This window comes from Paenibacillus hunanensis, from assembly GCF_014645615.1.
Classification (GTDB): Bacteria; Bacillota; Bacilli; order Paenibacillales; family Paenibacillaceae; genus Saccharibacillus; species Saccharibacillus hunanensis.
This window is the reverse complement of sequence record NZ_BMMB01000008.1, coordinates 347283-360262: the sequence shown is the minus strand read 5'-3', so window position 1 is coordinate 360262 and position 12980 is coordinate 347283. Positions and strand designations below refer to the sequence as shown.

Genomic DNA, 12980 nt, shown 5'->3' with positions numbered 1-12980 from the left:
TATACAGCCATGCTCCTGTTCTTCCTATATACCCGATTGTCAGCTTCATTCAGCAGACATTCATCCTCACATCATTTTCAAAGTTCTATTCCTATAGTTCAGTCCGTTGCCTCTGTGCAATTCCTTGATCATCCAATTCTTTAATGCCTCATTTAATGACTGGCTTTTAATATCTCACTTACGTCCTTCCATCCTGTCACTTACCTTTATTATAAAAATGCACCAGCTGATCCACCTTCACTGGCAATCCTGTACGAATCGACTGATTGGCAGCAATCCCTGTTAAAATCGAACGTGCTCCATCCGTATGATCGGCTGCACGATGAAAAGGGTCTTCTTCTGGCTCTCCGAACAGATCATTCAGCAGCACCGGATCACCACCGCCATGACCGCCTTCACGTTCCTCCACCTGCACTTCATACGGCTTGCCGAACATCGGATAGACGGTAATCCGTTTCCCCTCAAGCGCGCCTTCATCTGCCTTTTCGCCACCCGCATTCACATAAGACTTCTCCACAATCTCCATTTCAATCCGTCCAGTTGTGCCGTTAAAAGCAATCCGATATCCTTCCCACGGCATATAGGCATTGAGCGAATAGGTGAGCATCGCTTTATTTTTGTAGCGCACTACGACACTCATCGTATCCTCAATGCTAATTCCGTCGCCAAATACACTTTGATCGCGCTGGTAACCATCCTCATGTTCGGCATCGAGATACATCGCTTTTAGATTCGGATTGCGATCCAGATGCAGGGCAAACGGATCATGCTGTGCATTCGCATTTCCAGTTGCGCGATTGTAAAAGTCGGTCTGTCCACGCTGCTCTGCATTTTCTCGTCCATAAAAGAGCAGATCGCCAAACGCAAATACCGTATCCGGCTGCGAATCGATCCAAAAATTAACCAGATCAAAATGGTGGGTTGATTTGTGTACGAGCAGTCCGCCGCTATTACGCTTATCCCGATGCCAGCGACGGAAGTAGTCTGCACCATGCTCCGTATTGAGCAGCCATTCAAAATGTACGGACGTCACCTTACCAATCGCACCGTCACGAATCAGTTCCCGTGCCTTTGTATGATGAGGCGCATAGCGATAATTAAAGGTCACACGTACCTTCTGCCCCGTACGCTCCACAGCATCCAGAATCTGCTGACATTTCTCTTCATCCACGGTCATCGGCTTTTCGGTAATCACGTCACAGCCAAGCTCCAGCGCGCGAATAATATAATGATGATGCGTACGATCCACACTGGTCACGATCACTGTATCTGGTTGCTTGTCCTTAATCATCTGCTCAAAGTCGGACGCCTTATACAGATCAACAGCTGTACCGCCATACTTCTCCTCAATCAAACGATTCGCATACCGCGCACGCGTTTCATTCAGATCGCAAAAGGCGACCAGCTCTGCCGTTGCTCCAAAATCTCGTACCATCGCTCCATAAAAAAATTCTGCACGTCCACCTGTACCTACCAACACATACCGTTTGCGTTCCATATGCTGCTCCCTCCGCTTCGTCTTATTCTTTTTCAGCATAATAAAAAAAGCGGGATCATTCGCCGCTATTCTTGCTTTCTTTTGTTAACCCCGCTTATTTTGTCATGATATACTGAATAAAAGATAACGCTTACAGAAAAGGAGCTGCTGCGATGTCATCTGATCGTTCTGTTATTGATTCTGTATCCTCCTCTAGTACGGACATACGTATAGCGGCTATGGAGACTACGCATACGTCAAGCAATCTAACGGATCAACGGATGCCGGATAGATTGATCGCTGAGCATACATCGCGCAGCGATTATTTTACAATGCCGAGCGATCATCTGCATCCTCATTATGAGCTGTATATATTGTTGTCTGGAGAACGCAGCTACTTTGTACGAGATCGGGTATATGAAATGCATGCCGGTGATATTGTGTTTATCGGCAAGCATGAGCTGCATCGTACCTTACCTGGCAAGCTACCCGAGCATGAACGAATTGTGCTTTATTTTGGTGATGGGTTTGCGGAGCGGCAATTCGGTCAGCATCGCGACTGGCTACTCGCCTTGTTCAGCCAGACCTATCCGGTATTACATACTAGCAGTAAAGATAGCAAGGATTCGATCATCTCCAGCATCATTCAGCAGCTTGTTCGTGAGCTTACCCTACAACCTGAGGGCTATATGCTAATGGTAGAGCAGCTTGCCGTTACATTGCTGCTTCACTGCGCACGTTTGCCAGGTCGTACGGCGACTCCAGCCTCTACGTTGCAGCACGCCGCACAGGAGCAGATTACTGAAGCGGCTCGTTATATTAAGGAGCATTATCATACCGATCTATCCCTGCCCAAGCTGGCAGCCCATGTGCATCTTAGTTCGGCGTATCTCAGTCGTACATTCAAGCGCACGACTGGGTTTCATTTGACCGAGTATGTGAACATGGTACGGGTGCAGGCTGCTCAGCAGCTATTACGAGATACCGATATGAAAATTATTGATGTGGCAGCAGCTACTGGCTTCGGTAACTTTTCTCATTTTGGAAAAATATTCAAGCAGCTCTGTCATGTGAGTCCGCGTGAATATCGGCAGTCTGCAAAAGAACGTAAATAAAGGGGCACTGGTGCTGTACGATGAATACGCTCTACGATGAGCAAGCTTTACTATGATTTATGATGATTCATGGGTAGATAACGCGATCATACAGCATATAACAATAAAAGCGACTGGTGCCGAAGCCCAGCCGCTTTTCGTTTGTATCGCTAATTTGGAATCACCGATGTTCTGTATGATTTTTTATGATGTTCTCTATGATCCTTCATGTCGTTATGCTCTTATGAGCTTCTGCGATTCCATGCACTATAGATTCCATGCACTATACATCCTAATCGCCAGTGACAGATCATTCTCAATCACACTCGTCGATTATTGCAGAGACTTCAACATCAAGGAAGCACTGCCATTTGGCTGACGTACCAGCACCCAGTTCATTGCCATCGCATCCGCAATGCGCTGGAATTGCATTTCGTCCAGCTGCAAGTCATCCATCCGACCTTCCTCCGGTACCGTATAATGCTGCCCTTCCTCTAATCCCAGTGCAAAGCGCAGCCAGTTGCCTGCTCCTGGCACCGTAGTAAATGTCATACGGTATCCCGCTCGTATCGCATCGGCAAGCTGCTCTCCATGCTCAGCAGCATAGTCAATCCATTCATCCAGATTCATCCCGGCAGCTGTTTCTGAGCCTGCCAGTGGTTCGGTACTGCGTTCCTGTATCGCTTGCAGGAGCTGTTCATTTGTAATACCTTCACCGCGCAAACGTTCAATTAGCATTGCGCTACGCTGTGAAATTTTAATGTTAGATTGTGTCATTGTGCTGCCTCCGTCTTCGTAAATAAATGAATAAAATTCCCTTCATGCTCGTTCGATCTTTTTTTACCCTTAATCATGATCTCGCGTTGGACGCGAATTCGCCAGAAATAAAGCACCCAGCAAAATCAAAATCGACAGCGACCACATAACCGTATTCGTCGCATTATCATAGTCGACAATAATAAGCCGAATAATCGCGGTAATACCAATGTAGATAAAATAACGTAAAGGAAAATGAAATCCACTTTTAAAATATTTAATAATGAGGGCAATAAACTCAAAATACAGAAAAAATACGAGCAAGCGCGCAGCCAGCTCATAAGCCGTTACATCCGACTCCTCCAGAAAGATGAAGCTGAAAATGTGCCATGTTTCTTTAAGGAGAAAAAAGCATAGTGTCAGTGCAACTAGAGCGAGCGTCACATTGAGAATTGCTTGCAGGAAGGTTGGAATTTTGTGCACATAACGCATCCACGGATTCATATCGTCGGCTTCTCCTTTTGATAGCATTTAGATATAGAACGATTAGATATGGAAATAATTGAAGTGACTAAAGTATACATTTTACTAAAAAATGCTGCAATGGAATGCTATTTTCGACCGCAAGAAATAGGCAAGTACATTATTGTTATACTGTATGATCTGCGAGCACTATTTAATAGAAGATAGTAGTGGCATGAAAAACTTCCATTTATTCGTTTATGGTTGCTTTGTACCTAATTATGGCTATGATCTTGGGGTGACTATTTACCTAACTAGAATGTTATATATTGTAATTTATAGCTTTATTTTCTTATATATACTTATTATTCTATCTGGATTAAACTGAGCGTGTACGAAAATATAAATCAAGGAGTGATTGGTCAATGTCCCAACGTGAAGTTCATATTTCTGTCATTAATGTAACGGATAGTGAAATGGTACTGGAGAGCAAAACAAACCTTGCTCATGGAGAGTGGGTAGTTTCCCCAACGAATGTTCCGAACAATGCCAAACCTGCTACATTCCAAGCAGATTCAGATGGCTTTGCAACGGGTGCAGAAGGAACAATCTATTACAAGCTCCCACAGGGCGAAGTCAGCCTGTACTTTGATAATCCATTTGTTGGCTCGGACGGATTCTCCGCGCAAAGTAGCTCCCCTGCCTATAATATTCAGGTAATCGGCGGCAGTGGTAATGTATGCAATGTCACATATCTGATTTCCAACAGCTAATTGGACAGTTAGAGCTTCCTTCATCCATAAGATCCTATAGCCTCAAGGCACAGCACACACAAAAAACACCTTCATATCCTATGAAGGTGTTTTGCTTTGACGTCCCAGGAGGGATTCGAACCCCCGACCGACGGCTTAGAAGGCCGTTGCTCTATCCTGCTGAGCTACTGGGACATATTTATGAAGACGTGCGATACATATGTAAAAACAACCTTAGAACAACAAAAGATATTATACATCAACTCATTCATTTTTCAAATAGGATTTTATTTTACGAATCAGGCTAAAAGACCTAGAAATATCTGGACATCCACCTTGTAAACGGTTACGATAACAGAGCACATAAAACTATTTTACTAAGCTTCCTAAAAAAATTAGTGTTTTCTATCCAAATATAAGTTTAAAATGGGAAAATGTGTATTATATTATTCCTATATCCATTTAACTAATTTACATAGTCCGCTTGATTGGTTTTGGCCTACATCATTGTAAGCGTACCCACTACAAAAAGTCGAAGCGATTCAGGCAAGCCGAACCATTTCACTTTACTACAACCTACAGTAAAATATAGAAAATCCTATGCTCGTTTTAACAAATTTATCAAAAAATGATACCAATTGGAGGGATACGCAATGTCTAGGCCCATCTCCGACGAGGAATTGGGACGCATGATTCAAAACGCTGACGTCAATGACATCGATAGCCAACGACGACAACCGAATGAGCAATCATTCGTGGATGGCAAAGATGGCTGGATCAAAATAAAGGACAACAAGATTCATGTATTCTCTCCTAAATCGGGAGGTAGAATGGCTTCTATTCACGCCCTACCTCCCGTCTCACTGATCGTAAACCAGAATATTATTTCCGGTAAGGCTAATGTGAGTGAAGAGGATACGGTTTCGTGGGAGCTTGAGCATACACCGATGTTCGAAATCAGTGTATCCCCAGATCAGATGGAAGCCTATTTGAACTTACACACACGCGAGCGGTTTGAATGGAATCTGGTTGATGCTCCGGCATCCTCTGCGGTGACTGTACGCGCTGTGCCCAATCGCGATCGTGTAGTGGATACAGTGCAATTCAAGCATGTGATCAATGCGCTAGAACACCGTGGTATTTACAAAAATATTGATAAGGCTGCGATTCTGAATGAGCTGGAATCTCCTACGCATCAGCCGATCGTGATTGCGCGTGGTCAGGCATCGGTGCCGGGTACGGATGCACGCTTGGAGCTATTTTTCCCGGAACAGATTGAGACGATATTTCATGAAGCTGGCGGCGTGGTCGATTATCGGAGCCATCGCCGTATTCCTTCTGTTCATGAAGGAGAAGTTATTGCTACAAAGCATGAGCCTGTGGAAGGCATCCCGGGCTTTGATGTATTCGGTAATGAACTGTTACCTCGTGTAGCACAGGATTTAGAGGTGACAGCTGGTGAATTTACAGAGATGAATCCACTCGGTCAGATTGTGGCGCTTCGTCCTGGTCGACCGCGGATGACGGGTAAAGGGAATCGGCGTCAGATTGACATTTCCAATGCATTTATCGTGGATGGCAATGTGGATCTGCGTACAGGCAATATCGTCTTCGCTGGTGATGTGATTGTGAATGGTGATGTGCAGGAGCATATGATTATCGAATCGCTTGGTAATGTATATGTGCACGGTAATGTGTACAATGCTACGATTACCGCGACTGGAAGCATCTCGATCGACGGTACGATCATCAGTGGTAAAATCTATTCTGGTTATTTTGGCGTGATGTTCAACCGGATGTATGCAGCCTCCAAGCAGCTGAGCCATGAGATTCGTCAACTGGATATGGCCGCGTATAAGCTTGCCGAGGAAGTGGCTGCCCGGCAGCAAACGGTTCGTTACAGTCAGATGATTATGCTGCTAATTGAGCGTAAATTCCGTAATGTGCCTGAGCTGGCTCGTGAATTACTACAGGTGTTCGCCAGCATCCAGCATGTGGAGAGTCGGGAATCGGAGCAATTGAAGGAGCTACTGCATCACTTTCTGAATTCGACTACAATCTTAGAGCGGCTGGATGAAGAAAAGCTGTCCGCGGCTCGCACCTTACTGGAAGGACTGTATGCCAGCGTATGCAGCATGCAGGAGGTTGAGGTTCATGTCGAGCTTGCCCGCTGTCAATCCAGCGAGATCAAGTCAAACGGTGATATTATGATCACACGCGAAGGTGTTGTTCAAAGTGATCTGTACTCCGCAGGCAGTATCGCCTTCCTGCTGGAGAACTCCGTATGCCGTGGCTCGCGCTTGCAAGCCGAAGATCGCATTGTAGCGGGTATGGTAGGTAGCGATGCTAATGCTCGCTGTGTACTGGAAGCGAAGCAGCATGTGTATGTACGTAAGCTATATAATGGATACATTATTATCGGCGACCATCGCCATCATGTGTTTGAGACGATGAAGGATCAGCTATTCGACGCTGAATTTATGAAGAGCCGACAGGCATTACATCCATCCGTAAGTGGTCGAGCTTGATCCTTGTTATCAGAGGGCGACTGTAGGATGAAATGAAAACCATTAACTGAGTATACGTATATAGTAGATGTTTATATTACCCGGCGTTTCGGCTGGTCAGCATGATAATAAAAGCCTGTATGGTAGCGGTTGTCGCTGACATACAGGCTTTTGTTTTAGCTTGTTGCTCATGCTGGTTGATTGAGCGTATTGATTATAATTTTGATCAGGAAAGTTAACGAGGCTACAAAGTAAACCTGAGCTCCATTACACAGCATTACCTCTCCTTGTCGATGGATACATTCTCATTCATCCATCGACTTGCTACACGTCTATACCCCGAGAAAACTCCCCTGCTCATGTGCTTGATATTGCAGCGGAATACGCTCCAGCAATCGATCACCATACTGGTGGGCAAATGGCTGGTCGGGCATATGAATATAGCCGATATAGCACCCGCACTGCTTCATGCCACAGGGACGCTCGGCAGCAATGTCTTCAAGCTGGTGTCGATAAATATTACCGATCACTCGTTTATCCTGATAACAGCGCTTGACCATCCCATTACCCTGCACATAAAAGACCGACTCCCCTGCCAGACAGGATTGTCCGAGACTTGCATAATCGGTAAGATTATATCGAAAATACGGATCAATCGTCTCCAGCTCCTCCACCTCGTCCGGGGTATAATACGCTGGTCGATCTTTAAACGCATTAATCCAGACATACACATCCTCCGGTAGCTGATGCCGTAACGAATGAATCGCCGCAAACGATTCTCGCAAGCCAACCGTACCCGCACTAAAAGCAATTCCTCGTCCATACAATGTCATACACTGGCTGACAAACTGCGCTTCACTCGTCTGCCCCGGATGATACGTCGCCCAGAAAGCAACCTTGTCTCGGTTCAGCTCTGCCGTCCAATCCAGCTTGACCGATAAATTGGTCTGCACTGCGACCTTATCCACATGTGGCAAATGAGACAGCTCCACCATCGCACGTCGATACCAGCCATGCACAAGCGCTTCTCCATACGGATTGAAGAAAATCGACAGGCGATAGGGCTTATCCGCTTGCTCACGCACCCAGCCCGTAAAGCGATCCAGCTGCTGCCGATCTCGCTCCAGCGTTTCGCGGCTATCTACTGTTTTGCTAAATGGACAATACGGACAGGCATAGTTACACGAGGACAGACTGCCTCGATAGTATAGCGATACCTTTGCTGGCATATTTATGTTCATACGCCCTGATATCCTTCCATCAGCGTATACACCTCTGGCGAGATCAGCCAATCCCCGATGCTATCGGATAATGCGAATCCGCGAGCTGTCAGGCGAAGTACATCGTTAACCCCAGTTTCATCAGGACGGCTTGGTTCAGAAATAGAAGTTTCTCCCTCTTTATCACCAGGTACAAGTGTAGCCAGACCTGTCCAGATCAGCTGCTTGAGCTGTGGCAGATCAGCTAGCGGATGCGTGCCGAATCGCTCGACATAAGCTGACTGTTCCAGCCCTTCTCGGTGCAGCAGTGCCTTGAGCACGAATCGACGACGACTTTCCTGCTCATTTAATACAAATCCATAATCCGCTAGATCATGACGCTCGGCACTCACGTAATCAGCGATGATACTACGTGTAGCTGCTGCGCTGACGCCATAGCGTGAGGCATAATGCACATTCCGTGTATATGAGCGTGCTCCACAGCCGAGTCCGACCATCCCTTCCTCCTGACAGCTATACGGTAGAAGTGATTTGTCCGAATGGAATGGCTTGGCAAAACGACGCATCGAATATTGCGTATAGCCTGCTTCTACTAATCGATCGCGAGCTGCTTCGTATAGCTCCATACGAATATCATGCTCCAGGCCGGTTTGACCAGGCTTGAGGATCGTATTTTCACGTACATACAGTGGATAAATGAAAATTTCACCTGGATCGTATGCTAGTGCCTCCTGCAAGGAATACAGCCATGAATCGACCGTTTGCCCGGGTAATCCGTAGATCAGATCGACATTAAGCAGAGGGAAATCATACTGCTTGAGCAGCTCCAGCGCTTGCCGCGCCAGATCGGGATTTTGCGGACGATAGATTGCCTTGCTCTCCGCCTCGATAAAGCTCTGAATGCCCATACTCACTCGATCCACACCATATGCTTTTAAAATGTCCAATCGATCACGTGTTACGGTATCCGGTGACGTCTCTACTGAGATCGAGGTCTGATCCAGCTTCGCACCCATCACGCGCTCCGCAATCGTGAATAAGCGCTCCAATTGATCCGGTGCCAGCAGTGTTGGTGTACCACCGCCGATGGCAAATCTCGAAAATGGCGTATCCTGCATCAATGGTGCCCACTGCTCTGCCTGACGCTCCAGTGCGTCTACGTATTCTTTATGTACATCCAATCTTTTATCCGGTAACGTAAACAAATTACAAAATCCACAGCGCGCCGCACAAAACGGAATATGCATATAGAGAAAATAGCTTTCCAGCTGCTCCTGCGCCCATAATGATTCTAATGGAAGTGGAGGATTCAGCTCACGATACGCAGTCTTGTGCGGATACGAATAGAGATAAGAGCGATACGGCGCTGCCGTTAGCTCCTGCTCCCATGTCCGCAGCTCGGGTGTCCATTCTTCTGATGGTAGCGCGTGTAGCGGCAAATGTGCCTGCTTTTGCATCATGAGTGCTCACTCCTTCATTTCAATATTGTATACCTCATTGTGTAGCTGATCGTTATTGCAATGGTGAGGATCACCATCAGCTTACAATGCAGCTCACGATCTTAATTTACAAGAAAAATTCCCGATACGGCACATTCCAAACGACTTCATGAGCGAGTCGATGCCCTTCATAGCCATCCTCACCATACGCGGTGCCATGATCTGAAAACACAAGGCAAAACACCGGACGCTCCCGCTGCCGCAACGCTTCAAATAAACGTCCCAGCTCCCCATCCACATAGCGTAATGCCGCTCGCTGACTATCCACCGAATCACGATGATTACCCGGAATAAAATAATGATTCGGTCCATGAATCGCCGATACATTCATAAATAAAAACAATCGCTCTTGCTCCTCGATCTCATCCAGTAGCCGCAACGCATGATTAACCTGATTCGCAGTCGAATTCGGATTCGTCACGCCAAAGTTCATCCGCCAGTAGCTCTGCTGAAAATAACCGGGTAGAACGCGAGATAGCTTATTTTTCTTCGTAAAAAAGATGACACCACCGATACAAATCGTCCGGTAGCCCTCCTGTGCAAGTCCAGTAACTATATCCGGTGCATCAAACAACCATGTATGCGGATGGGTACGCAGCCCGCTATGCTTACCATGGAACAGACGCACATGAGAGGACTTATCGGTATTTGCAGGTGTCGGCAGGAATCCGCCAAAAAAGGCATGATGCGCCGCATAGGTGAAGCTTCCGGGTGTATGACGCTTCTCCCAGGAGCCGGTGCCGCATAGATTCGGACAATTCGCTTCCTCCAGCACGGCAGCATCATAGCGCAGTGTATCCAGCGTAATCATCACGATATCGTGGCTGCCTACCACTTCATTCATATTAATCGACATCCGTCATTTCCTTTCTCCATTGCTCCAGCCAGCGCGATAGCTCCCACTCATACGTGCCAAGCCCTTCATGCTGGACACGATACAGCAAATCTCCAAATGGATTCACATCCATAATTAGAGGTTCTTTGCCACTTCGAGGCACCAGCACATCCAATCCCGCGCAAAAGGAATCGGGAAAAGCTGCCAGTGCATGCTGTGCCGTACTACGGATCGAAGCATATATAGCTTGAGATAATCCTGCTTCTGCTAGTAGCAAGCGCTTATTACGCAAATGTAAATTCGTGATCGGTGTGCGACTCAGGCGCAGCACGGCATGACCTGCCTGCTCGCGGCAGACAAGCTGGCGCACATCATATGCCTGTCCATCCAGCGATGCCTTACTCACCCAGCGCTCCACATGCATTCCTTCACCAGCCACCCAGTCTACAAGCTGCTCAATATCCGCAGTCTCTGTATAGCGAATAAGCCGACCTGAATTGTAAAAGATCGTCTCGCCGCCAATCTGCTCCTTACCGATCGTCGTCATCGCAATCTCTGCCCCGGTACGAGGCTGATACTGATACGCGATCACACCCGAAGCTGCCGAACCGCAAAACAGCTTTACAAAGACGCGATGCACCCGCTGCGCCTCCATCTGCTGTCGTAGCTCCGCATAACTACGGATCGGCGTATACGTAGTTGCCGTTTGCGATAAGGTCGCTGGAACAGCAATGCCCGCTGCATGTAGATGCAGCGAGCAAGCTCTTTTATCAAACATCAGCGCAATCTCTGCTGGAGCATTCATCCACTGCGCCTGCGGCAAATATTGCTCGACCTGTGCATGAAGCCACGATAACAGACGACAGTATCCACGAAACCATTGTGCTGGATACAAGATTCGACCATATTGTCCTTCCAAACGACGCGCCGCTGTATACGTTAGATCCCCCTGATTCGTATGAGCAGCCAGCGGTAGCAGTGAATCGTCATGCGCATTCACTGCATCGACTGCACCGAGTGCGATTAAGCCTCGCTCGACTGCTGCATTCTCACCGGGCGCATCCAGCCGCAGCAGAACAGGCTGGCTAGCTATCCATTTGTAATCGGATAATAGACCTGGTGCTGTTACCCTACTTCGCCGTATAGCTGTAATGCCTACTGCTTCACGCGACTGCTTATGCTGACTCCGTCTGTACATGCTATCCAGCACCTCGGGCAAAGTTTCGCCCGCGCGAATCGCATGTAGCAGACGAGCGTACGACAGTTCCAGTGCACTCCGCTGTCCCTGTGACCGCAATGCCTGTTGCCAACCCAATGTACGTTTATTGCCCGGGTTACCGATCAGAATCGATGTGATCATAGCTGAATGCGAATCGATCACTGTTATTACTCAGTCACTGATGGATAGCGCCATTCTTCTTCCAGATCCTGCTGCTCATCCATCGTGATCGTAATGCCCGTTTCTTGCGAGAACCGATGTAGCTTATTCATCATGTCATCCGACATATAATGATAATTCAAATTCAAACGCTTGAGCTTACGCACGCCTTCACTATTCAGTAGCGCCTCTGCTCCGGTATCCGATAAGGTTCCTTCAGACAAATCCAGCTCTTCCAGCTGTGCCAGTACCGGAGCTTTCGCTGCTGCCACCGCAATCTCATCCTGAAGGTCGCTATCCTTTAAGCCGAGTGACACGAGCTTAGGGAACGGATTATTGTACAAAAACGGTAAAATATCATCTTCCAGATTGCCATCAAATCCATAATCGTCTACACCGATATACAGCTCTAGCTTACGCAGATTAGGCAGCTTTGCCTTTTGCACCGATTGCAATAGCATAGATGACAAGCCACCACTGATAATGACAAGCTCCTGTAAATTCTCATGCTCCAGTGGCTCCAGTTCCAGATCGACCCCGCCTTTAATATAAAACGATTCAATCTGCGGATAAGCGGATAGTAATGGCCCTAGATTGGTTTGTCTAATCCACGATACTTCACATTGCTCCGAGTCCATATCGCCGATAAATATATGGCGCAAATTCGGAAACTTCGGTGCCGCAGCGATCAAAACAGGCAAAAATTCATCCGGTGTATCTTCATACGCACCGCCCCAATCTCCAATGATGAGGCTGGTCAGCGCTTGACTTTTCTCTTCGTCTGCCACAAGCTGCTCAATTAATGGTGTTAACGTCTGTCCATCCTCGTGTTCCTCATAGCCAATCTCAAGTCTTACTTCTGTCATTATGTATACCTCCCTGTTGCCCGACATCGCGGGCAGTTATGGTTACTCTATGTATATTTTACAACACGTCTATAGCCCAAAGCAAAAGCCTATAGACCGATTACACTGCGTTTTTACACCCTTTTTCTTATGTA

11 protein-coding genes and 1 tRNA gene are annotated in these 12980 nt (G+C 47.1%); 3 read left to right on the top strand and 9 right to left on the bottom strand.

What is annotated here, in order from left to right:
* Window positions 1-196 precede the first annotated feature (196 nt).
* Window positions 197-1498: a Gfo/Idh/MocA family protein gene (locus tag IEX62_RS18790; RefSeq protein ID WP_188777098.1), complete on the bottom strand. Its 1302-nt coding sequence runs from the start codon at window positions 1496-1498 to the stop codon at window positions 197-199.
* Between the two features lie 152 nt (window positions 1499-1650).
* Between IEX62_RS18790 and IEX62_RS18785 the strand changes: the two genes are divergently transcribed.
* Window positions 1651-2592, top strand: a complete 942-nt coding sequence (locus IEX62_RS18785) for an AraC family transcriptional regulator (protein ID WP_188777096.1) — start codon at window positions 1651-1653, stop codon at window positions 2590-2592.
* Window positions 2593-2904: 312 nt separating this feature from the next.
* On the opposite strand, the gene IEX62_RS18780 is transcribed toward IEX62_RS18785, so the two are convergent.
* Both IEX62_RS18780 and psiE read right to left on the bottom strand, forming a co-directional pair.
* The gene (locus IEX62_RS18780) at window positions 2905-3348 is read right to left on the bottom strand and encodes a hypothetical protein (protein WP_188777094.1); all 444 of its coding nucleotides are present in this window, start codon (window positions 3346-3348) and stop codon (window positions 2905-2907) included.
* 69 nt (window positions 3349-3417) lie between these two features.
* A complete protein-coding gene (gene psiE / locus IEX62_RS18775; RefSeq protein WP_188777092.1) occupies window positions 3418-3831 on the bottom strand; it encodes a phosphate-starvation-inducible protein PsiE in 414 nt (137 codons plus the stop codon).
* A 383-nt stretch (window positions 3832-4214) separates the two neighbouring features.
* Here psiE and IEX62_RS18770 point away from each other — a divergent pair, with 383 nt between their 5' ends.
* Window positions 4215-4562 carry an aegerolysin family protein gene (locus IEX62_RS18770; RefSeq protein WP_188777090.1) on the top strand — a complete coding sequence of 116 codons (348 nt, stop codon included), beginning with the start codon at window positions 4215-4217 and terminating at the stop codon, window positions 4560-4562.
* Between the two features lie 100 nt (window positions 4563-4662).
* Here IEX62_RS18770 and IEX62_RS18765 read toward each other — a convergent pair.
* Window positions 4663-4736, bottom strand: a tRNA-Arg gene (locus IEX62_RS18765).
* 458 nt (window positions 4737-5194) lie between these two features.
* Between IEX62_RS18765 and IEX62_RS18760 the strand changes: the two genes are divergently transcribed.
* The gene (locus IEX62_RS18760) at window positions 5195-7069 is read left to right on the top strand and encodes a FapA family protein (RefSeq protein WP_188777088.1); all 1875 of its coding nucleotides are present in this window, start codon (window positions 5195-5197) and stop codon (window positions 7067-7069) included.
* A 311-nt stretch (window positions 7070-7380) separates the two neighbouring features.
* On the opposite strand, the gene IEX62_RS18755 is transcribed toward IEX62_RS18760, so the two are convergent.
* From IEX62_RS18755 to IEX62_RS18735, 5 genes are all read right to left on the bottom strand, one after another.
* Window positions 7381-8289, bottom strand: coding sequence for an STM4011 family radical SAM protein (locus IEX62_RS18755; protein ID WP_229685922.1), 909 nt, complete (start codon window positions 8287-8289; stop codon window positions 7381-7383).
* Entirely contained in the window at window positions 8286-9728 is a 1443-nt protein-coding gene (locus IEX62_RS18750) for an STM4012 family radical SAM protein (protein WP_188777086.1), read from the bottom strand. The genes IEX62_RS18755 and IEX62_RS18750 overlap by 4 nt, the downstream gene beginning before the upstream one ends.
* A 106-nt stretch (window positions 9729-9834) precedes the next feature.
* Window positions 9835-10623 carry an STM4013/SEN3800 family hydrolase gene (locus IEX62_RS18745; protein WP_188777084.1) on the bottom strand — a complete coding sequence of 263 codons (789 nt, stop codon included), beginning with the start codon at window positions 10621-10623 and terminating at the stop codon, window positions 9835-9837.
* Window positions 10613-11983, bottom strand: coding sequence for an STM4014 family protein (locus IEX62_RS18740; protein ID WP_229685920.1), 1371 nt, complete (start codon window positions 11981-11983; stop codon window positions 10613-10615). The genes IEX62_RS18745 and IEX62_RS18740 overlap by 11 nt, the downstream gene beginning before the upstream one ends.
* A 5-nt stretch (window positions 11984-11988) precedes the next feature.
* On the bottom strand, window positions 11989-12846 hold the full coding sequence (locus IEX62_RS18735; protein WP_188777082.1) for an STM4015 family protein: 858 nt from the start codon (window positions 12844-12846) through the stop codon (window positions 11989-11991).
* Between the last annotated feature and the right edge of the window lie 134 nt (window positions 12847-12980).